Raw genomic sequence first — 20,121 nt, 5'->3', positions numbered from 1 at the left:
TCGCCCTCGAAAGAGTCGCGGCGTTCTCGCTCACCGAACAGCACGTCGTTACCGGCGCGGTCCGACTTCCTCGGCGAAGACGACCGCTGCGACGGCGTGAACCGGCGCGACGACCGCGGTACTCAGCAACGCCCCGACGACCGGGACGCTCCCGAGAAGCCACGCGCTGATTCCGAGGAGAAGGACGAGACCGAACAGCGTCGCTCCTTCGCCCGCCGACCGTGTTGTACTTTCCCGAACCGCCCCACGGATGTCGTCTCCGGCGACCACCAGCGCGGGCGCGGCGAACAGACGGACGGCGAGTACCGCGAATGCGACGAATCCGACCAGTGACAGCCATCCGAGTCCGTCGAAAACCCCGAGTAGGCGAATCAGAACGTGGGCGACGACCGTGAATCCGAGGTAGGCGCCGAGTCGGTCGCCAGAGGAGAGACGCGTCTGTGCGGGCGGACGGTCGTTCGCCGCGCGCGAGCGAGCGCCCGCGGCCCGCGAGAGCGTGAGCCATCCGGCGACACCCACCGCGAGGAACGCCCCGAGTTCGAGACCGAGCGTCCGCACAAGATACGCGGGTTCGAGGTCCACCAGCGCCGCGGGGCGAAGGCCGGTCGCCCGGAGTCCCGCGGGGTAGAGCTGATATGCGACGCTTAGCGTCACGTCGCCGACTAGCTCGGGTGACGGCGTCGGCACCGAGTCGCGCGCTCGGAACCAATCGACCACCGTCAGAGCGAGTCCCGCGACGACGAACGGAAGCGCGAGTCTCGGGTCGGCGGCGATGCGGCCGACCGACTCCCGGAGGACGCCAGAGACCGACGTGTCGGGAAGGCGTTCGCTATCGACGCGCTCGGCGGGCGGGTCGCTCCGACCGGGATTCTCGGCGCTCATCGCTTTTCCTCCAGCGCGACGATTCGGCCGTGGGCGACGGCGTACAGCACCCCGTCGCCGACGGCGGGCGTCGAGAGCGGGAGCCGAGAGTCGTATCGCCAGCGAACCGTGCCGTCGTCGGCGTCGAGCGCCACGAGGTCGTTGTGGTCTCGGGCGTAGACGACGCCGTCAGCGACGACGGGCGTCCCCTCGCGTCCGACGGCGGCCGACCAACGCTCCTCGCCCGTTTCGAGGTCCAACGCGTGGAGCGAGTCCTCGCTGGCGTTCGACTGGACGTACGCCGCGCCGTCGGCGACTGCGGCCGCGCCTTCGGTCGCGTTGCCGTCGTGGTCGGCGCGCCAGCGGACGCTCCCGTCGTCGGCGTCCAGCAGGGTGAGGCCGGTTCGGTCCGGGACGAGTACGCCCTCGCCGGTCGCAGTCGGTGGGAGGACCATCTGCTCTTCGAGGTCGGTCCGCCACAGTCGCTCGCCGGTGTCCGCGTCGTAGGCAGTCGCTCGGTACGGCCAGTGGACCGCGAAGACCCGCCCGTTCCGGACCGCGAGACGCTGGAGTCCGTCGCCGGGGGAGCGTCGCCACAGTTCCCGGCCGCTACTCGCGTCGAGCGCGACGACCTGTCCGGTGCCGGGAATCACCGCGTAGACGGTTCCACCGACGGCGACCGGCGGCACGGACGTGAGGAAACTCAGTGCCGACTTGGGTCGGGGACCGCGCCATCGCTCGACGCCGAACTCGCGGTCGAACAGGCGAACGCCACCGTCCGCGTTCAGACCCGCCACGGTCCGCCGCGTCGAAACCGCCAGCGTGTCGGTGTCGTACGCCTCGGCCGCGGCGCGCGCCGGACTCGACCAATACGACCCTTCGTGGCCGAATCGCGTCTCGCCGGTCTCGGCGTCGAGCGCGAGGAGTCGCTGGCCGGTCGCGTAGAGCGTGTCGCCGAGCAGAATCGGTGACTCGGTGCCGCCGGAGAAGCCGTCCGGTTCTCGCTCCCACTTCACCCGCGCGCCGTCCTTCGGTCCGGCGGCGTCGGGGTTGTAGCCGGTGCCCGCGGCGTCGTAGCGCGCCATCGGCCAGTCGAGCGCCGAGTTTGTGCGGGACTGCGAGTCGGTCACGTCGTCCGGTCGGATGGCGCGGACCGCGCCTAGTCCGCACAGTCCGGTCCCGAGTCCGAAGAGGGCAGACCGGCGCGAGAGGTCGGAGACCATACCCGCCGAATGGTAGCTGTCCGACAAGAAACTCCCGCTTGCGGGTCAGTCTTCGCGCTCCATCTCCGTATCCCCGCGACCCACCCAGTCCGCGAACGTGCCGTCTATCAGCGTCTCGCTCTGCATCTCGACGTAGTCGGACTGCATCCCGTACACCGCGTCCTCGAAGTCCGCGCCGTCGTCCAGTCGGTCCCGGACGCGTTCGCGCTTCCAACTCGCCGGAGTCAGTCGGTGGCGGGCGCGCTGGCGGAGCGGATAGAGATACTTCGCGGCGTCTTGGTCGCTCAGGCCGCGCATCTGGAGACCGTCCTTGGCGTGGGCGAAGATGTCTTCGTACATCTGCTCGTGGTCGGTGGTCTCCTTGCCGTCGTTGGTTATCCAGTAGATGTCCGCGTCGAGTCCATCCTCCATCGCGCCATAGAAGTTGTCCTTGGCGACCACCCAGTCGAGGTGCCGGACCGGGTGTTCGCGCCGGAAGGTCGATTCGAGCAGGCCAGCGAACGCGGCCTGAAACGCGATGGAGTCCCGGACGGTCGGTTGGGCCGCGATGGGTCGGAACTCGATGCGGGCGTTGGCGGCCGACCGCGTGGCCCCGCCGAACACCGGCCGGACCCACCGCCAGTAGGTGCCGTGCTTGAGTCGGAAGTGGGCGAACTCGTCGTCGAACCGGTCGGCGGTCTCGACGGGCATCGGGACGATGGTCCGGTCGTTGGCGATGCGCTCGACGGCCTGCTCGACGCTGTCGAACTCCCGCGGAAACCGAACTTTGTCGGGGTCGTCGCCCGACCGATTGAGGGCCGTCTCGAAGACGCCGATGCGATGCTCGTCGTAGCCGTCGGCCAGAATCTCCTCGGCGGTGGCGTCGGCGTCGTAGAGGTCCGGCGGGAAGAACGGCGAGTTCACCCCGAGCGCGAGCAAGGGACCGGCGATACGGAGCGCGTACTGGAAGTAGGTCGGCAGGTCTCGCGCGTGGGGCACCTGATAGTGGGGCTGGATGGAGGTGATGAGGCTCTCGGGCATCACGGTGTCGGCGTCCAGCGAGACGTGCGGGGCGTCGAGAGCCATTCCGGCCCGCCCGTCGGAGTTGGCCATCGCGTGGTAGCGCACCGAGTCGCTCATGTTCGAGGCGATGCGAACCCCGCGGTCGGACACGCTGTCGGTGAGATACTCCTCGGCCGTCTCGCCCTCGGGCGGGACAGTCCACATGGCGTCGCTGACCAGTCGCATCCCCTCCGCGCCGGTGCGGTCCTCTGCGGCCGAGAGTTGGGCTTTCACCTCGGCCTCTTGGGCGGCCAGTCCGTGCGTGTTGAGCGGTTGCGGACTGGTAGACATCTCGGCGTTGTGCAGTCCCAGTTCCTTCTCGAAGCCGATGAGGTCGAGGAGTCGCCGCGGCACCCGCCGGAGAGCGCCGCTCTCGGCGTCAACCGCGTAGAACTCGTACTCGAAGCCGATGATGGCCTGCGGGTTGTCGAAGGTCCCGTCCTCTATCTCCTCGACGATAACCTCCGCGTCCGCTTCGACCTGCGCTTGAAACTCGTCGGGGGCGACCGAAAGCACGTCTTCGACCTGCGCCGCGAGGTCGGACTCAGGCATACCCACTATGTCTCACGGCGCTCCCTTGAATCCACGGGCCATCGCCCGAGAACCCGTCTCGTCCGCTATGCGGTCTCGTCAGGCCTCGCTCGCTCGCGCTCTGACGCCGCGGCGACACTCCCAGCCGCCAGCATTTACGGCCCTCCGGCGTCATCGCGCTCTCCGGCGTCCAACTCCGCGACGAATGCGGTCGTGGTGAAGGTCAGCGCGAGCGCGACCGGGGCCGTCGCAACCGCACCGACCGCGACGCCGATGACGCCGAGGTTGACGACGAAGGCCGAGACCACCAGCGAGACCGCGGCGGCGAACAGCACGTACCCCGCGCTGAAAGAGACGTAGGGACCGCCCGTGGTCGCCCACCGATAGCTTCGGGCCAGCGCGTCGCCGAGCGACTCGTCGGCGACCGCGACGACGTACGCCGTCGCGTAGAAGAGGTACTTCAGCACGAACAGGGCCGGAATCAGAACCCCGAGAAGCAGCGGCGAGAGCGCCGCGAAACCTACCGTCGAGAGGGTGGCGAGGTTCACGAGCGCGACGAACCCCAGCATCGGTGCGAAGTATCGCCGGGCATTGTCGGCGAAGTCGTACCGGCCGGTCCGGAGGATTTGGTCGATACTTCCGAGCAGTCCGGCGACGAGGACGGCTTGCACGAGAATCCGGACGGGGAGGAACGCGGCGGTCGGCGAGACGTAGAAGCCGGGGTCGGAACTCGGCACGTTCACGAAGGTCCAGAGGTCGGGAAGCGCGGCGGGCAACGGGAAGGCCACGCCAATCTCGATTCCGTCGGCGGCGCGAATCCGCCGGACGTTATCGACCGCGAGCAGACTCGACAGGAGCGGCACGGCCGCGAGCGGGAGGTTGTCCATCGCTCGCTCCCAGCCAGTTTCGAGTCGGGTGCCAAACGATTTCCCGTCGGGCGGCGTCTCGGAGGCGTCTGCGGAGGGCATCGCCCGTGACTGGCTCACTCCGGGGCGAAAAAGGTTGTCTTCGTTTCAGGTCGGGCGCTAGGGCGTGGAGTAGCTAGCGCGGGCGAAGCCATACAGTGTTCGACCGAAACCTCCAAACTCACGACACCCCGCCTAGCGACGGCGGCGAAACGTAAACCACACTCAGCGACGACGCTGAAAAATAAACCCGTCCCACAAAACCGAGCGTGTGCGGCGAGCGCCGAGAACGCGCTCTTTTTCACCGCCGAACCCGAAACGTCTCGCAAATGGGCAAAATCAGCATCGGGCTTCGCGGCTGGCGGTTCGACGAGGACGAGGTGTTCACCGAGGACGGCGAGTACCGGCCGATAGACGATATTCCGGCCGACCCGCGCAAGCGCCTCGTGCGGTTGCAGGCGCTAGTCTCCTCGCCCTGCGACGCCTGCTGGTTGATTCACGGCGACGAGAACGTCCACGAGTGCAACGTCGCGGAGGTCGTCTACGGCGAACCGCTCGGCGAGGTCATCCTCTGTTCGGACCACGAACCGGACTTCCTCTACTGGTTCGGCGAGGAGGGCGGGAGCCAGTACAAGGGTCAACAGGAGCTACAGGACGAGTTCCACGAGTGGTTCGTAGACGGCGGGCGCGCGCCGGAGGGGTACGGCGGCGTCGAACACGTCGAAACCGACCCCGACGACATTCCCGAACCCCCGGAACCCGACATGGAGGACATGAACGTCGATGTGCCGGAGGAAGAACGCGAGCGCATCGACCTCCGGAACATGGAGGTCGAGACCGGCGAGGACGCCGAGGCCGACGAGGACGACTTCGACCTCAGCAGGGACTACCCTTCCTCATGACCCCGCCAGCAGTCGCCATCGTGGAACCGAAGACGCCGGGCAACATCGGCACCATCGCGCGGGCGATGAAGAATTTCGGCATGCACGACCTCAAACTGGTGGACCCGCCGGAGTTCGGCCGCGACAGCGAGGCCTACGGCTTCGCGGGACAGGCCCGCGAGGACGTGTTACCGGACGCCGACGAGGTGACGTTCGACCACCTCGTGGAGAACTACCACACCGTCGGGCTGACCGCGACGACCAACGAGGACGCCCGGAAGCACCGCCGGTTCCCCTTCAAGACGCCCGACGAGTTGGCCGACAGTCTCCGCGACGTGGAGACCGACACCTGTCTCGTCTTCGGCCGGGAGGACAACGGCCTGACGAACGACGAGATGGCTCGCGTTGACGAGGTGTGTTCGATTCCCGCCAGCGCAGACTACTCGTCGCTGAATCTGGGGCAGGCCGCAACCGTCACGCTCTACGAACTCCGAGAACTCACCGTCGAGGAGACCCAACTGCCGGACGTGGAGCGCGAGCGGGCCGACGAGTCCGAAATCGAGGGGTTCTACGACCACTTCGGCGAGTTTCTCGACGCCATCGGCCATCCCACCGAGAAGCGGGCCAAGACGGTGCGACTCGCCCGGCGACTTCTCGGGCGCGCGCATCCGACCGGCCGTGAGGTCCGGACGCTCCGGGGACTGCTCCGGCGCGCGATGTATCACACCGAGGACGGAACCGACCCCGCGAAGGAGAGCGCGGTCGGGAGCGCCGACCCCGCGGACGACCGATAGCTTTCGCCCGAACGATTTTTACTCTTCCCCGCGACACGTCCACAGAGGCGGTCGCAGAGACATCAATTTCAGGAGGATACAGTAGTGCTATCTCGTCGCATACCGCAGTCTTGGTCGCGTTCACGGAGAGAAAGTCAAATCTTTTATCGGATTGGGGAGTAGCTATTGATGAATATGTTTGCCTCCCTCCCGCTCGGTACGCAGTTCACCCTCCTCGTCGCCGTCCCGAGCATCGCGGCCATGCTCGTGGGCAAGCGGGTCTTCCTCCCCGAACAGCGATTTCGAGTGCTCTTCACGGATTTCCTCCGAACCGACTGGAAGTACCTCGGCGTCGCGTGGGTCGTCACGGAAATCGTGAACACGCTCGCGCTCAACTTCCACGTCGCCAGAACGTTCACCGGCGCGATTTACGCCGTCGAAGGAGCGACCGTCGCGGCGTTTCAGGCGTTCGCGGTGACGCCGCTGACCGTGTTGGCGACCGGCGTCTATCTCGTCGGGTTCCCCTTCATCGTCCTGTTCACGTACTTCAAGCTGAAGGTCCACGACGAGGAGGAGGCCTACCGCTACGCGCTGGCGTACGTCATCGTGGTCGTCTGCGCGGTGCCCTTCTTCGTCCTGTTCCCGGTGAAGGTGTCGGGGCTGTACCTCTCGACGGTCGAACCGCTGATGTACGAACTCACACCCGCCATCGAACACGGCATCTACAGCACGGACACGCTGGTCAAGGCCTTCCCGAGCCTCCACACCGGCCTGTCGGTGCTGGCGGCCCTCTACGCCCAGAAGGCCGACACGCGCTACGCCTACACTGCCGCGGTGCTCGCGGGGGCCATTGTCCTCTCGACGCTGTATCTGGGTATCCACTGGGTGACCGACGCCGCGTTCGCAGTCCTGTTGGTCGGGGTCGCCTACCGACTCTCCCAGCGCGTCAGCGAACCTCACTGGGCGGTCGTCTCACGGGAGTTCGTCTCGGGCGTCCGGCGGTACGCGTGGCCGTGAGTCCGACGACCGAGTGACGGATGGTCCGACCCGGTTCGGCCACCCGAGAATCCCCCAACACGTTTTGTCGGTCATTTTTCAGTCCTGATAATTTACGGAGCGATTAAGTCACGGGGGTGCGGTCAAAGTGAACATGGAGACCGCAGCTTCCGACGACCGGTTGGCGAGCCAAATCGACGGCGACTCGCTGTTGGCGTCTCTCGACATCGACGAGGAGGAAATCCGGTGGCGCAAGGATTTCACCGGCTTCGGTCCGGACGACGCCGACCGGCTGACCGAGATGGGCGATCTCTTCGAGTCGGTCGCCGACGACGCGGTCGAGGAGTTTTACGACCATCTGACCGACTACGAGGAGACCACGGCGGTTCTCGACCGCTCGACACGGACGGTCGAGCAACTCAAGCAGACGCAGGCCGAATATCTGGTGTCGCTGGCCGACGGCGAGTACGACCGCGATTACTTCGAGAACCGCGCCCGCATCGGCAAGATTCACGATATGCTGGACATGCCGATGAAACACTATCTCGGGGCGTACGCGCTCTATTTCAATATGCTCCTGCCCCGAATCGGCGAGCGCGTCGTCGAACGCACTACCGAGCGCATGGACGAGGAGGCGACCGCCGTCGTCCGCGAGGAGTTCTCCGAGGGCATCGAAGAGATTCTGTCGCTGTTTCGCATCGTAAACCTCGACATGCAGGTCGTCTCGGACACCTATATCCACTCCTACAACGAGCAGATTCAGGAGACCAACAGCCGACTGGTCCACCTTCAGGAGACGATTTCCGAGGACGTGGAGAGTTCGCTCGACGACCTCTCGGACTCGGCGGCGGGCGTGGCCGAGAGCGCCGACGAAATCCACGACCTGACCCGCGAGCAGGCCAGCGACGTGGACGACATCGCCGAGGAGACCGAGAATATGAGCGCGACGGTCGAAGAGGTCGCGGCCAGCGCCGAGCAGGTCGAACAGACCAGCAGACAGGCCAAGGAACTCGCCACCGAGGGCCAACAGACCGCAAGCGACGCGATGGACGCGATGGCCGACATCGACGACGCGCGCGCCGACGTGACCGGCGACATGGCCGACCTGCAACAGACCGTCGCGGAGATCGACGAGGTGGTCGAGGTCATCGACGACATCGCCGAACAGACCAATCTGCTCGCGCTCAACGCCTCTATCGAGGCCGCTCGCGCGGGCGAGGCCGGGGACGGCTTCGCGGTCGTCGCCGAGGAAGTCAAGAACCTCGCCGAGCAGTCCAAAGAGCAGGCGAGCGAAATCGAGGCGATGGTCGGCGAGATTCAGGACAAGACCGACGACACCGTCGAGAGTTTGGATCGGACCGAGCGGCGCATCCAGTCGGGCGTCGATAACGTCGAGTCCTCGCTAGAGACCCTACAGGACATCGTGGAAGCTGTCGAGGAGACCGTCCACGGCATCGGCGAGGTCGCCGAAGCTACCGACGAGCAGGCCGTCGCGGCCGAACAGGTCTCGGCGATGGTTGATGAAGTCTCCCGCCACGCCAACAACATCGCCCGAGAGGTCGCGGAGGTCTCGGAGGCCACCGACGAACAGGTCGAGCGCATCGAGCGCATCGAGGAGTCCGTGGAGCGACTGGACGAAGAAGCGTCGTAGCGCAAAAACGTCGAAAAGACGATTAGTGAGTGTTCTACGCCCGTTTCTGAATCTCCTCGCGGAGCAGTTCGCTCACCGTGTCACCGTCAGCTTTCCCGCCGAGCGCGCCCATCGCCTCGCCCATCAGGCCGGAGAACGCCTGCATGCCTTCTTCTTCGACCTGCTCCGCGTTGCGCTCGACGACGCTGACGATGGCCTCGCGCACCTCGTCCTCACCCGCACTGCCGAGACCTTCCTGCTCGATGGCCTCCACCGGGGTGAGGTCCGGACTCTCCGCGAGCGCCGTCAGCACCTCGCCGACGTTGCCCTTCGCGGTCTCGCCGTCGGCGACGGCTTCGAGCGTCCCGAGGAAGTGGTCCGCGGTCAGGTTCTCGACTGGCACGCCGTCGCGCCGGAGTTCCGTGACCGTACTCTCGACGGTCTGGGCCGCGAGAGTCGGGTCCGCGCCCAACTGCTCGACGGCGCGCTCGAACAGCGGCATGCGCTCGCCGTAGGCGACCTGCTCGGCCAGCGTCGCGCCGAGGTCGTACTCGTCCTGATAGCGCTCGACCTTCTCGGTCAGGAGTTCGGGCGTCTCGACCTCGCTCGGGTCGGGTTCGACCGGCGGCACGTCGGTCTCGGGATACATCCGGGCCGCGCCCGGCAGGGGTCGGAGGTAGCCGGTCGTGCCGTCCTCGTTCGCGCCGCGGGTCTCCTCGGGGACGCCCTCGAAGGCCGTCTCGGCGCGCTCGGCCGCGGCCTCGATTGCGAGGTCGGCGGTCTCGGGGTCCGCGGCGACGATGGCCACCGCGTCGTCCTCGCTCGCGCCGACCGCCTCGCGCAGGGCCGCGACCTCTTCCTCGGTCACGCCGTAGGCCGGGAGTTCGTCGGTGTGGAAGATGCCGCCCGCGCCGTGGCGCTTGGCGTGGTCGGACAGTTCCGTCCCGAGGCGGCGGTCGGGTTGAATCTCCGCGCCGACCAGTCCGTCGAAGCCGTACAGCGGGACCGCCGTGACCTTCCCGCCGGAGTCGAGCGCGCCGCGGATGACGCCCGAGTCGGTGTCCGCGAAGGTGTCGGTCACGTCTACCACGTCGCCGACCGAGGCGTCGCGCTCGTGAAGCTCGTCCTTGATTTCGAGCAGGCGGACCTGCCGGTGGACCTCGTTTTCCACGAGGTCGTCGATGTCGTCGAGGCTCTGGACGCCCTTGACCTCGACGCGCGCGCCCTCCGCGATGGAGATGTTCACGTCTTGGCGGATGGTGCCCAGTCCGCGCTTGACCTTGCCCGTCGAGCGCAGGAGCATGCCGATGGTCTCGGCGGCCTCGCGGGCCTGCTCGGGCGACCGAATGTCAGGCTTGGTGCCGATTTCCACCAGCGGGATGCCGAGTCTGTCCAGGCTGTAGCGCACGCCGTCGTCGGTCTCCTCGACGCGCTGGGCCGACTCCTCTTCGAGCATCAGGTCCTCGACGCCGACCGGCCCGTCGCTGGTCGAAATCTCGCCCTCGGTGGCTATCAGCGTCGAGCGCTGGAAGCCGGAGGTGTTCGACCCGTCCACGACCATCTTCCGCATGACGTTGGCTTGGTCAACCACGTCCATGTCCAGCAGTTGCGCGATTTCGAGGACGACCGACTGGGCCTGTTCGTCGAGTCGGTGGGGCGGTTCGTCGTCCTCCTCGACCAGACAGGTCGTGTCGTAGGCCAGATACTCGAACTCGCGCTCGACCTGACTCTCTTCGAGGGCGGCCTCGTCCAGTTCGCCCAGTTCGCTCTTGGTCGGGTGGAGGAAGCGCGTGAACTCGCGCTCGGCGTCTTCTGGTTCCCGGAGTTCGGTCGGACAGTTACAGAACAGTTTGGTCTCGGTGTCGAGTTGCTGGTGAATCTCCAGTCCTGCGACGAGGCCGAGGTCCTCGTAATCGTGGTCAGTCATTACTCGCCACTGGGACCGCGAGGGGTAAAAAACCGTTCAGTCTCGACGCGAGGAGTCGAGGTCTGACTCCCGGTCGGTCTCGCCGCGCCGCGCCGCCAGACTCGCCTGCAACTTCTCGCCGACAGTCTCGCGCAACTCCGCCGCCGTCTCGGCGTCCACGTCCACCGCGGCGGCCGCGCCGCCCGCGGAACTCGCGGTGTCGATGACCACGCTCGCCAACTGTCGCCGTCGCTGGAAGACGGTCTGGCTCTGAATCACGGTCTGGACGCGGTAGTACGGCACCACCTTCGTCGTCTGGCTCCAGAACCCGTTTCGCGTGAGGGTGTGGTCCTCGCCCACTGCGTAGCCCCGGTTTCGCCACTTCAAGTGCGCCGCGACGGGGACGACGACGAGGAACGCGAGCGGAATCGCCGCCAGCGGGACCGGAATCGGCGCGGGCGGTGTGACGGCGACCTCTAAGGCGTACAGCACTCCGGCGAGTCCCGCGAGGACGAGTGCGTACCGGGCGGCGTACCGAGTCCGTGCGCGCTTCGGCGGCCGGGAGAACTCCGGCACCTCGAACTCCTCGACCTCGCGCGCGAGGCGAAGCACGCGCTCGCGGGTCGCCAGCGGCACCGCGGCCTCCGACCCGCCGGAGGGCGTCTGTCCCGGCCCGTAGCCCGCCGTCTCGACCGCGAGCGTGGTGTAGTCGAATCGTCGCATCAGGACGTTGGCGTCAAGCGTGAGCGCCTGCACTTTCCCGAGCGGAATCGACCCGTCGTAGCGTTGGAGCAGGCCGCGCTCGTACCGGAGTTCGTCGCCGAGGCGAGTCAGTCGGAACCCGTAGTAGCGCGCGAACGTCGTCGCGGCGCTCAGCGCCCAGAGCGCGGCCACGAGAAGCGCGACCAGCACGAGTCCGCCGACGAACGCCAGTTCCGCGACGCCCGGCACGAACGGGAGCGCGGCCGGACCGAACGCCAATAGCGAGAGATACCGGAAGTCAAAGGAGAGGACACTGAGCAGGGCGAGTTCGTCGGTCTGAAGCTCGAAGAGGACCGTCTCGCGCTCCTCGGGACTGGCTCGCTCGCCGGGTTCGGTCTCGTCTTCGGCGGCCTCCTCGCCGCGCTTCAGGCGCTGAATCTGGCGCTGGACGCGCTTGGCCTCGTCGTAGCCGACGTACCGGAGGCTGGCCTCCGTCGCGCCGCCGCCCGCCGTCTCGATGTCGATGACCGCGACGCCGAGCGCGCGCTGAATCACGTTGCGCGAGATGTCCACGTTCTGGATGCGCCCGAGCGGAATCTCGCGGTTACGCCGGGAGACCACGCCCGACGCGATTTCGAGACCGTCGCCGGTGAGTCGATACTCGAACCGGCGGTAGTAGGCGACCTGCCACGCCGCCGCGCCGACGACGCCGAGCGCCGCGAGGACGACCAGCACCGGACCCGCCAGCGGGAACGGGAGTACGTCGGACCCCGAGAGCGACTGGCCGAGGAAAAACAGCATCAGCCCCAGACTCAGCCCGCGGGAGGCCGCCCGGTAGGGAATCGACAGAGGATGGAGCTTCATACGGCGTCGGTCTCGCGCTCGCTCTCGATGGCGAGGCGACGAAGCTGTTCTTGCAGGTCGTCGGCCCGCTCGGGCGTCAGGCCGGGAATCGACACGTCGGCCCCGCGGGAGCCAGCGGTGTAGACCACGACGCTCGACAGGCCGAGCGCGCGTTCGACCGGCCCGCGCTGGGTATCGACGTGCTGGACGCGGACGAACGGGACGACGGTGTTGATCCGCGTCAGGACGCCACGTTCGAGGTAGAGGTCGTCCTCGCGTACCTCGAAGCGCCAGCTACGATACCGCAACACGACGAACGCGAGACCGAGCGCGAGCGCCCCGAGGGCGACGGCCAGTCCGACCGTAACGCCGGGACCGAGCGTGAATCTGCTCACCACGGCCGCGAGAACGCCGACGACGACTGCGGTCACGACTGCGCCGACGCCCCACGCGAGGCGGACGCGCGGATTCAGAACTTCCATGCCCGTTCCATCTACCTCGCGGCCGATAAGTCTCCCCGTCTGCGCGCGTGTGAAGTCGGTGACTGGCGTCGGGTCGCCCTGGGAAAGTGGCGGCCGCGACGACTCCCCAGACCATCGGCGCCGATTCGCCGAGCTAATCGCTTGAGGGCCGCGCTCTCGGCGAACCCCAAACCGGGGCACTATCCGGACATTTATATCAAACGTCTGTTAATCGAACGACAATGGAAACCGACCAACGCCGCGATTCGGTCGAACCGACCGATAGCGTCCACGTCCGCACGCTCGGCGTCGGGGACACGTTCCGGTGGTCGTGGGAAGCGCTCACCGACCGCCTCGAACTCGTCGGCTTCGCCCTCCTCGTCTCCCTGCTTTCGGTCGTCGTCAGCTTCGGCGTCTCGCCGACGGCGATAACAGAGATGCCCGAGTTCGACGCTTGGGTGTGGCCGCTCTTTCTCGTCTACGTCCTCGCCATCCCGGTCGTCTGGGGCGTCGCGTACACCAGCGCCGAGGACGCGGTAGCGAACCGGAAGCGACCGATTCGGGACCATATCGTCGCGGTCGCCAAGCGCGTTCCGGCGCTTATCGCCGCGGCCATTCCGATGTGGATTCTGACCACTCTCGGTCTCCTCGTGCTCTTTCTGCCCGGTATCTATCTGTTCCACCGTCTCGTGCTGGCGTACCCGGCCTGCGTCATCGACGGGAAGGGACCGTTCGCCAGTCTGAAGGCGGGATGGCGAGCGAGTAGCGGGAACGTATTCAAACTACTGGGCGTCAGTCTCGTCTACGCCGCGGCCCTCGGCGTCTCGAACTACGCGGTGGGCGTCGTCGGCCCGCTCGCCGGGGGACTGGTCTCGGCAGGACTGTCGGCCGTACTGCTCCCAGTGTTCGGTCTCGCGCTCGGTCATCTCTATCTCGAAAGCAGTCGGAATCGGTAGCCGCGACTGGGTCGCTTCTGTCGGTTACGGCGCTCTCCTCCGTTGGAACGACCAGTGGTGAGCCTCGACCGACGCGAGTGATTAGAAGGAAAGGTATTTTAGTTTAGACGGGTCTAATCTTTGGTAACGATGTCCTCTCCCCACACGCTCGCACCGCGGATAGTGACGCCGACTCGGAACACAGAGGTGACGGGTCGATGACCGGTTGGTTCGAAATCCTCGTCGTGGCGTTCACGGCCCAACTCGCCGTGCTTCCTGGCGAGAAGGTCCAGTTCATCATCGCGGGTCTCTCGACCCGGTACAATCCGTGGGTCGTCGTGGCGGCCGCCGGGAGCGCGTTCGCCGGATGGACCGCCCTGGAAATCTGGTTCGGGAGCGCGCTGAAGGGCGCGCTTCCGCAGGTCTACCTCGACGCGTTCACTGCGGTCCTCTTCCTCGTCTTCGCGGTCCTGCTCTACCGGTCGGTCCCCGAGCGCGGCGACCCCGCGGCCGAGACCGACGGCGGCACGCTGGAGTCGAGCGAACTCGACGTGTCGCTGTTCGGCCGCGAGGTTCCGAACGCCTTCGGCGGCTTTCTGCCCATCTTCGTGATGATGGCGGCGGGCGAGTTCGGCGACAAGACCCAACTTGTCACCATCGGTCTCGCGGCCCAGTACGGGGCGAGTTCGGCCATCTGGGCGGGCGAGATGCTGGCCATCATCCCGGTCAGCCTCGCCAACGCCTTCTTCTTCCACAAGTTCTCCCACAAGTTCGACGTGCGGAAGGCCCACTACGCCGGGGCGGCGCTGTTCCTGTTTTTCGGTCTCGACACCGCACAGGCCATCTTCACGGGATTCTCGGCGTGGGAGACGGTCGTCGGTGCCGCCTCCGGCGTTATTACGGCCGCGATTCCGTTCTGACTCACGACTCCAAGGAGTCGGCGATTCGCTCGCGCACGTTCTCGGCGGTCCCGGCATTCTTGTGGCTCTCGTCCAACTCGAACCCGGCGAGCGCGTCGGTCACGGCGTCGGCCTCGGCGCGCGAGAGTTCGACGCTCGCGGTGTCGTCGGGGTCGTTGCCGCCGAAGATGGAGTCGTTGTCGAGCCATCCCGCGTCGTCCCCGGCGGCCGTCTCGCCCAACTCGTCGCCTCGGTGTTCGTCGAAGTCGAACTCGGCCGCGAGGTGGTCTTGGACGTTCTGGAGAACCATTCCTCGGTCGTCCGAAGCGGTCATTTCCTCGTCGGAGAGCGCGGCGATGACCACGCGGGCCTCGTTGCGGGTCATCTCGAACGTGGCTGTGTCGCGGTCGGACATCTTTCGGAGGACTACACTCCCATCGGTGAAATGAGTGGCGGGCATGGCAAAGTTACGAGGCCAAATATTCCTACTTCAGAACGTGGAGGATGGGGGAGTTCTGCCCATACTCGATAAATAAGATGTTTTCCCCAGAAGCGATCGGGGTATTATATCCACTTTGTCCGATAGACCATAATTTTCTGTTTGAATCTCCTACAAACCTATTTTCTTCTGTTTTGAAAGCTACTAAGCCGAGCGATGACGAACTAGTAAGGATAGTGTTACCAACGATGCTGATACCGGATTGAATCGGCCCGTGTACGCCGTGACCGTCTGTCCGCCACTCTAATTCACCTGAGCGTTTATTGAGTACAACGACATCTGATTGTTCAGTTGCATATATTCTATCATTTGTGATCGCCGGAGGCGACCAGCAACCGGTTCCTTGCCATACCCATTGTTGGTCTCCGGTTTGAATATCAAGAGAGTACACTCCTCCCTTGATGTCTGAAACAAAGACGTGTTCGTCTGCTATTACAGGGCAGGAACGAACCTTGGTTAATTTCTTCTCCCAAAGCACTGTTCCGTCTCTCTTATCGACTGCAGTGACACCGCTACTATCAGGAAAGACGACTACGTCTTCACTGACTGCAGGTCCAAAATTCATGTAGTTGAGGTAATCGGCCTCAGTAATTTCACCAGAGCTTTGCTGTCGCCAGCGTGTTTCTCCCGACCTCTTATCAAGTGCAACATGGCTGTCGGCTAAACGAACGTAAATAGTCTTGTTTTTAAGTGTCGGTGATGTTGCCAACCTCGACTCGTAACTGGTTTCCCATTTCAATTCCCCGTTGAGATCTATAGCAGAAACCACTGCTTGCTTCGTTCGGCTGTGTCTGTAGTCAGATGTAGCGTAAACGTGGTCGGAGTCAATAGCCGGTGTCCCCCCAACAGTCCCAGGAGTAGTAAACCGACTAGTTACGTCGTCTTCTCCAAGTGGGATAATAACAATTCCTTGACCATCACCGACGGCGGCGTAGTTGTTGATCGCTACGGGTGAGGTTGCGATGTCACCGTTTAGTTGGAAAGTTCGGGCTGAAGATGGTGACTCTGTAGGAATGAATCCTTGCTGGTAACTCGCTACGTGCGTTGGTAGTCGCCCATACATTCGCCATCTTCTTGGCCCTTGGACTTTACGATTAGTTGAGATTGAATAGTTTGTCCACGTATAAGCACCCAATGAAACAAAACTGGCGGTAAGCAGTGAGCGACGGCTTATTCCCATATAGATCCGTTCGCTCTATAGCGTAAATATCTTTCCGGGCCAATTGATTGTTAATAGTTCAATTTTTCTATAAAATAGAAAGTCTTATAATGTGTTAGAATTAATAATTTTCTGATGTCAGAAGAGAAAAACTGCTCTGGCAAGTTGAATCGACGTACGACTCTGAAATCAATTGGTGGAGGACTTACTCTTGCAGCGATAGGAGTTCCAACAGTTAGCGCACGTAGTGAGCGTAGCTATCGGGAGACTATTGAACAATCACATCAAATCCTTAAGGATACAGATAGTGTTGAGAAACAGCATAAATTCCTTCGGAACCGTGGTGTTGGAACGGCAAAAAGTTCAGCATTGTTAGAGGTAGAGAAAGTCGACTCTGGGGCATCCACACAGGTAGTGGAAACAGAAGAAACGTCCCTTTGGTTTTCATTGTACAATGACTGTACCAGTACCGGATATCCTGATGGAACGTTCACTGCCGAACTGACTTGGGAATACGATCCCGACTTCAGTGAAACGGGATACAGTCCTAAGGACTACGCTGGGATAGGTTGGCGAAGTGGGAGTTGGGACTACGAAACCAACAATACTGATGACCTCTACAGTAGTGATCCAGATTGGATTTACTACGATCAGGGTTCCTCAAGTATGGGTCCCGCCTGGGTGGTCGAGGATTGGAAAACTATCTACGCCAGCCAAGATAATACTCGCAAGTTCACTGCTGGAGTACATCTCGATTGGACTGGAGATAGTCCAAGCGAGAAAACAATTAGTGCTTCGTACTCCCACACTTGGAGTAACGTAACAATTAGCGGTGTCGGTACGGGTTACCCAGGCGGCGTTACCGTTCAGGTAGCCGATAATTCTGAAGAATGGACGAAGGACACTAACGATAGTGGGGATTTCCTTCGATTATCGAAGAATGATTCTATAGATAACTGCAGATAGTAATTAATTTATTAAATTATATATTTACTCTCGCCATCTAAAGTCAGTCATTTATTAACAGACGCATTAGTTCATGCTGGGTCATCCTGAGGGAAGCAAACGGGCCCGTCAGGGTAGACTCTGACAGTGGCCGAGGACCGCCCGCGATTGGGGGCGAGGACGATTACGATGTGATGTAGTTTCCCATCCCTCAAGGCAGTAGATAGCTCAATCCGGCCCGAAACGGAGAAAGCGGGATAGTAGCCGTCACTAGAAATCAGAGGGGGGGAGCCAAAACGGAAATCCAGTCTGTTTAGTCGTCGCTTCCCAGAATCCCGCGGTGGGTCATCTTCTCGGGGTCGATGACCTCCTCGGCCTCCTCCTCGCTGAGGTAGCCCTTCTCGACGACGACTTCCTTGACCGTCTTGCCCTCTTTCAGGGCGGTCTTGGCGGCGTCGCTGGCCTTGTCGTAGCCGATGTGGGGATTGAGCGCCGTGGCGAGCGCCATGCTCTGTTCGACCTGTTCCTCGCAGTGGGTCTCGTTGGCTTCGAGTTTCCGGACGAACTTCTCGCCGAACACCTCGCTGGCGTTGGCCAGCATCTCGGCGGACTGGAGGAAGTTGTGCGCCAGCACCGGCTTGTAGAGGTTGAGGTCGATTTGGCCCTCGGCCGCGCCCGCGCTCACGGCGGCGTCGTTGCCGACGACCTGCTTGTGGACCTGATTGACGGCCTCGGCGACGACCGGATTGATTTTGCCGGGCATGATGGAGCTACCGGGCTGGTTCTCCGGTTGTTCGAGTTCGCCGAGTCCGTTCCGCGGGCCGGAGGCCAGCAGGCGCAGGTCGTTGGCGATTTTGTTGAGCGACCCCGCGATGGTCCGGAGCGCGCCGTGGGCCTCAGACATCGCGTCGTGGGCGGCTTGGGCCTCGAAGTGATTGTCGGCCTCGCGGAACTCGACGCCGGTCTCCTCGGTGATGTACTCGGCGGCCTTCTCGGGGAAGTCGGGGTGGGTGTTCAGGCCCGTGCCGACCGCGGTGCCGCCGAGCGCGAGTTCCGAGAGGTGGTCACGAATCCCGTCGAGTCGCGCCAGACCCTTCTCGACCTGCGTCCGGTAGCCGCCGAACTCCTGTCCGAGGCGGACCGGCGTGGCGTCCTGTAGGTGGGTTCGGCCGGTCTTGACGACGCCGTCGAACTCCTCTTCTTTGGCTTCCAGCGCCTCGCGGAGCGAGTCGAGCGCGGGCAGGAGGTCCTTCTCGACGGCTTCGAGCGACGCGACGTGCATCGCCGTCGGAATCACGTCGTTGGAGGATTGGCCGAAGTTGACGTGGTCGTTGGGGTGAATCTCCCGCGTCCCGACTTCGCCGCCGTAGATTTCGGTCGCGCGGTTGGCGATGACCTCGTTGGCGTTCATGTTCGTGGAGGTGCCCGACCCGGTCTGGAACACGTCCACGGGGAACTGGTCGTCGTGGCGGCCCTCGATGACCTCGTCGGCGGCCTCGACGATGGCGTCGGCCTTGTCCTCGGGGACCAGTTCGAGGTCGCGGTTGGCCCGCGCGGCGGCTTTCTTCACGACGCCGAGCGCCCGGACGAACCGCCGCCCGAAGGTGATGCCCGAGACGGGGAAGTTAGCGAGTGCGCGCTGGGTCTGTGCGCCCCAATAGGCGTCGGTCGGGACCTGCATCTCTCCGAGACTGTCCTCCTCGATACGGTAGTCCTCGGTCATGCTCTTGACGAGGTCGGCCCAGTGGTAAAATCTACCGAAGCAATATTCTGCCAAAACATCCCTCAATGATATTATCATCTTATACCGAAGAATTCAATTATAGTCAAAATAGCTAACAATATATTTGTATAAATTAGAGAATTAAGAACTGCGAACAATGAAAGAAGAACAAAGCAGTGAATCTAGCACGAGAGCTAGCCAGTTAAACGAACAAGGCTCTACCGATGCAACCCGCCGAGATATTCTCAGCAAAATAGGGTCTACAAGCATCGGCATCGGGGCGATTATCGGTGGATTTAGTAGTTCTTCCACGATAGCCAGTGCACATCATAACGGATCACCCTGGTCAGATGACTACGGGATTCTAGCAACTCGGGATACTGTGAGTCGCGGTCATCAGGTTAAGGACCTCAGCTTCAACCTAAAATATCAGGGATATGATGACGAAGGGAGTCTGATTTCCCATCACTTTGGGTTCGCGCTTTCCAGCCATACTTACGGCGGACAGAAAAATTGTAGCTATTGTGAGGTAACGAAAGACTATGGCCATCACGCTCAGGAAGGGTCCAGATTCCTAATTGACAATGTGAAGGGTGGTACCGAAAATATGAATATCGATAGTACATACCCTGGGTATGTTACTAACAATACGGACCCTACTTGGGAAGAAGTAATCAAACAAAGTGGTGATTCAATTGAAACCTACAAAGGAGAAGTTGTAGACACTGTTTACAACAACAGTAACAAAGGTTACGACTTTGCCGGGTTCATAGGACAGTTGGCATTTGAAGCGATGAAAGCGACCGTTAGCAGCGTAGGTAACGCTCTTACACTTGCAAAACTGTTGTTCAAACTTTACGACGATCCGAATTTCTGTGGTGAAAATACAATCACGGGGAACCCTAGTGGATTCAAGTGGGACTTCTGCAACGGCGGAAATATTGTAGTTCCTCTTCAGTGGCAACACGGCAAAGTTGAAATCAAAGTACCTAATGACGGTGATGTCCACAGGGTTGGTCTTACTCAAGAAGCCTTGTTCAGCGACAGTGTCGGTTCCTATGGGGCAAATGATGAGACGGCACTACGCTGGAAGCTTGATCTGCCGGGGAGAAACGAGTCGGCAAGTTTAGCTGGCAAAGAAGCAAAGCTTGCGTCCGAAGTGAAGGACTAAGAATAAGAGATATTTTCCCGTGATTTTCTTACATGCC

18 protein-coding genes are annotated in these 20,121 nt (G+C 62.8%); 8 read left to right on the top strand and 10 right to left on the bottom strand.

All coding sequences use genetic code 11. The features are described from left to right. Positions 1-48: 48 nt before the first annotated feature. From EP007_RS15120 to EP007_RS15105, 4 genes are all read right to left on the bottom strand, one after another. Positions 49-882, bottom strand: coding sequence for a hypothetical protein (locus EP007_RS15120; RefSeq protein ID WP_128478442.1), 834 nt, complete (start codon positions 880-882; stop codon positions 49-51). Beyond that, positions 879-2,084 (bottom strand): PQQ-binding-like beta-propeller repeat protein, encoded by a 1,206-nt coding sequence (locus tag EP007_RS15115; RefSeq protein WP_208023509.1) that lies wholly within the window; start codon positions 2,082-2,084, stop codon positions 879-881. Before EP007_RS15115 ends, EP007_RS15120 begins: the two co-directional genes overlap by 4 nt. Positions 2,085-2,129: 45 nt before the next feature. Beyond that, entirely contained in the window at positions 2,130-3,677 is a 1,548-nt protein-coding gene (locus tag EP007_RS15110) for a glutamate--cysteine ligase family protein (protein ID WP_128478441.1), read from the bottom strand. A 134-nt stretch (positions 3,678-3,811) separates the two neighbouring features. Further along, positions 3,812-4,624: a hypothetical protein gene (locus EP007_RS15105; protein ID WP_128478440.1), complete on the bottom strand. Its 813-nt coding sequence runs from the start codon at positions 4,622-4,624 to the stop codon at positions 3,812-3,814. Between the two features lie 266 nt (positions 4,625-4,890). On the opposite strand from EP007_RS15105, the gene EP007_RS15100 reads away from it, so the two are divergent. From EP007_RS15100 to EP007_RS15085, 4 genes are all read left to right on the top strand, one after another. Continuing rightward, on the top strand, positions 4,891-5,463 hold the full coding sequence (locus EP007_RS15100) for a hypothetical protein (protein WP_128478439.1): 573 nt from the start codon (positions 4,891-4,893) through the stop codon (positions 5,461-5,463). Further along, the gene (locus EP007_RS15095) at positions 5,460-6,236 is read left to right on the top strand and encodes an RNA methyltransferase (RefSeq protein ID WP_128478438.1); all 777 of its coding nucleotides are present in this window, start codon (positions 5,460-5,462) and stop codon (positions 6,234-6,236) included. Before EP007_RS15100 ends, EP007_RS15095 begins: the two co-directional genes overlap by 4 nt. Before the next feature lie 174 nt (positions 6,237-6,410). After that, positions 6,411-7,232, top strand: a complete 822-nt coding sequence (locus tag EP007_RS15090) for a phosphatase PAP2 family protein (protein WP_166035631.1) — start codon at positions 6,411-6,413, stop codon at positions 7,230-7,232. 133 nt (positions 7,233-7,365) lie between these two features. Then, positions 7,366-8,862: a globin-coupled sensor protein gene (locus EP007_RS15085; RefSeq protein ID WP_128478436.1), complete on the top strand. Its 1,497-nt coding sequence runs from the start codon at positions 7,366-7,368 to the stop codon at positions 8,860-8,862. A 34-nt stretch (positions 8,863-8,896) separates the two neighbouring features. Here EP007_RS15085 and gatE read toward each other — a convergent pair whose 3' ends face one another. The 3 genes from gatE to EP007_RS15070 are packed head-to-tail and all read right to left on the bottom strand — an operon-like array spanning position 8,897 to position 12,774. Beyond that, a complete protein-coding gene (gatE, locus tag EP007_RS15080) occupies positions 8,897-10,768 on the bottom strand; it encodes a Glu-tRNA(Gln) amidotransferase subunit GatE (protein ID WP_128478435.1) in 1,872 nt (623 codons plus the stop codon). Positions 10,769-10,804: 36 nt separating this feature from the next. Then, positions 10,805-12,313 carry a PH domain-containing protein gene (locus tag EP007_RS15075; RefSeq protein WP_128478434.1) on the bottom strand — a complete coding sequence of 503 codons (1,509 nt, stop codon included), beginning with the start codon at positions 12,311-12,313 and terminating at the stop codon, positions 10,805-10,807. Continuing rightward, the gene (locus tag EP007_RS15070) at positions 12,310-12,774 is read right to left on the bottom strand and encodes a PH domain-containing protein (protein WP_128478433.1); all 465 of its coding nucleotides are present in this window, start codon (positions 12,772-12,774) and stop codon (positions 12,310-12,312) included. Before EP007_RS15070 ends, EP007_RS15075 begins: the two co-directional genes overlap by 4 nt. Positions 12,775-12,995: 221 nt before the next feature. On the opposite strand from EP007_RS15070, the gene EP007_RS15065 reads away from it, so the two are divergent. Beyond that, on the top strand, positions 12,996-13,709 hold the full coding sequence (locus EP007_RS15065) for a hypothetical protein (protein ID WP_128478432.1): 714 nt from the start codon (positions 12,996-12,998) through the stop codon (positions 13,707-13,709). A gap of 197 nt (positions 13,710-13,906) precedes the next feature. Beyond that, complete coding sequence (locus tag EP007_RS15060; protein ID WP_128478431.1) at positions 13,907-14,608, top strand: TMEM165/GDT1 family protein; 702 nt, start codon at positions 13,907-13,909, stop codon at positions 14,606-14,608. A gap of 1 nt (position 14,609) precedes the next feature. Here the strand turns inward: EP007_RS15060 and EP007_RS15055 are convergent, their stop codons facing one another. After that, positions 14,610-15,002 carry a hypothetical protein gene (locus EP007_RS15055; protein ID WP_128478430.1) on the bottom strand — a complete coding sequence of 131 codons (393 nt, stop codon included), beginning with the start codon at positions 15,000-15,002 and terminating at the stop codon, positions 14,610-14,612. Between the two features lie 70 nt (positions 15,003-15,072). Then, complete coding sequence (locus EP007_RS15050) at positions 15,073-16,266, bottom strand: PQQ-binding-like beta-propeller repeat protein (protein WP_128478429.1); 1,194 nt, start codon at positions 16,264-16,266, stop codon at positions 15,073-15,075. A 114-nt stretch (positions 16,267-16,380) separates the two neighbouring features. Between EP007_RS15050 and EP007_RS15045 the strand changes: the two genes are divergently transcribed. Further along, positions 16,381-17,211 carry a hypothetical protein gene (locus EP007_RS15045; RefSeq protein WP_128478428.1) on the top strand — a complete coding sequence of 277 codons (831 nt, stop codon included), beginning with the start codon at positions 16,381-16,383 and terminating at the stop codon, positions 17,209-17,211. Between the two features lie 292 nt (positions 17,212-17,503). On the opposite strand, the gene EP007_RS15040 is transcribed toward EP007_RS15045, so the two are convergent. After that, positions 17,504-18,913: a class II fumarate hydratase gene (locus tag EP007_RS15040; RefSeq protein WP_128478427.1), complete on the bottom strand. Its 1,410-nt coding sequence runs from the start codon at positions 18,911-18,913 to the stop codon at positions 17,504-17,506. A 157-nt stretch (positions 18,914-19,070) separates the two neighbouring features. Here EP007_RS15040 and EP007_RS15035 point away from each other — a divergent pair, with 157 nt between their 5' ends. Further along, positions 19,071-20,084 (top strand): hypothetical protein, encoded by a 1,014-nt coding sequence (locus tag EP007_RS15035; RefSeq protein ID WP_128478426.1) that lies wholly within the window; start codon positions 19,071-19,073, stop codon positions 20,082-20,084. Positions 20,085-20,121 lie beyond the last annotated feature (37 nt).

Origin of the sequence: Halorussus pelagicus, assembly GCF_004087835.1 — an archaeon.
GTDB lineage: Archaea > Halobacteriota > Halobacteria > Halobacteriales > Haladaptataceae > Halorussus > Halorussus pelagicus.
This window is presented reverse-complemented; position numbering and strand designations above follow the sequence as displayed.

Excerpts from the sequence above, each read along its gene's own strand:
- EP007_RS15120 (WP_128478442.1), bottom strand. The coding sequence starts at position 882 with ATGAGCGCCGAGAATCCCGGTCGGAGCGACCCGCCCGCCGAGCGCGTC.
- EP007_RS15115 (WP_208023509.1), bottom strand. The coding sequence starts at position 2,084 with ATGGTCTCCGACCTCTCGCGCCGGTCTGCCCTCTTCGGACTCGGGACC.
- EP007_RS15110 (WP_128478441.1), bottom strand. The coding sequence starts at position 3,677 with ATGCCTGAGTCCGACCTCGCGGCGCAGGTCGAAGACGTGCTTTCGGTC.
- EP007_RS15105 (WP_128478440.1), bottom strand. The coding sequence starts at position 4,624 with ATGCCCTCCGCAGACGCCTCCGAGACGCCGCCCGACGGGAAATCGTTT.
- EP007_RS15100 (WP_128478439.1), top strand. The coding sequence starts at position 4,891 with ATGGGCAAAATCAGCATCGGGCTTCGCGGCTGGCGGTTCGACGAGGAC.
- EP007_RS15095 (WP_128478438.1), top strand. The coding sequence starts at position 5,460 with ATGACCCCGCCAGCAGTCGCCATCGTGGAACCGAAGACGCCGGGCAAC.
- EP007_RS15090 (WP_166035631.1), top strand. The coding sequence starts at position 6,411 with ATGTTTGCCTCCCTCCCGCTCGGTACGCAGTTCACCCTCCTCGTCGCC.
- EP007_RS15085 (WP_128478436.1), top strand. The coding sequence starts at position 7,366 with ATGGAGACCGCAGCTTCCGACGACCGGTTGGCGAGCCAAATCGACGGC.
- gatE (WP_128478435.1), bottom strand. The coding sequence starts at position 10,768 with ATGACTGACCACGATTACGAGGACCTCGGCCTCGTCGCAGGACTGGAG.
- EP007_RS15075 (WP_128478434.1), bottom strand. The coding sequence starts at position 12,313 with ATGAAGCTCCATCCTCTGTCGATTCCCTACCGGGCGGCCTCCCGCGGG.
- EP007_RS15070 (WP_128478433.1), bottom strand. The coding sequence starts at position 12,774 with ATGGAAGTTCTGAATCCGCGCGTCCGCCTCGCGTGGGGCGTCGGCGCA.
- EP007_RS15065 (WP_128478432.1), top strand. The coding sequence starts at position 12,996 with ATGGAAACCGACCAACGCCGCGATTCGGTCGAACCGACCGATAGCGTC.
- EP007_RS15060 (WP_128478431.1), top strand. The coding sequence starts at position 13,907 with ATGACCGGTTGGTTCGAAATCCTCGTCGTGGCGTTCACGGCCCAACTC.
- EP007_RS15055 (WP_128478430.1), bottom strand. The coding sequence starts at position 15,002 with ATGTCCGACCGCGACACAGCCACGTTCGAGATGACCCGCAACGAGGCC.
- EP007_RS15050 (WP_128478429.1), bottom strand. The coding sequence starts at position 16,266 with ATGGGAATAAGCCGTCGCTCACTGCTTACCGCCAGTTTTGTTTCATTG.
- EP007_RS15045 (WP_128478428.1), top strand. The coding sequence starts at position 16,381 with ATGTCAGAAGAGAAAAACTGCTCTGGCAAGTTGAATCGACGTACGACT.
- EP007_RS15040 (WP_128478427.1), bottom strand. The coding sequence starts at position 18,913 with ATGACCGAGGACTACCGTATCGAGGAGGACAGTCTCGGAGAGATGCAG.
- EP007_RS15035 (WP_128478426.1), top strand. The coding sequence starts at position 19,071 with ATGAAAGAAGAACAAAGCAGTGAATCTAGCACGAGAGCTAGCCAGTTA.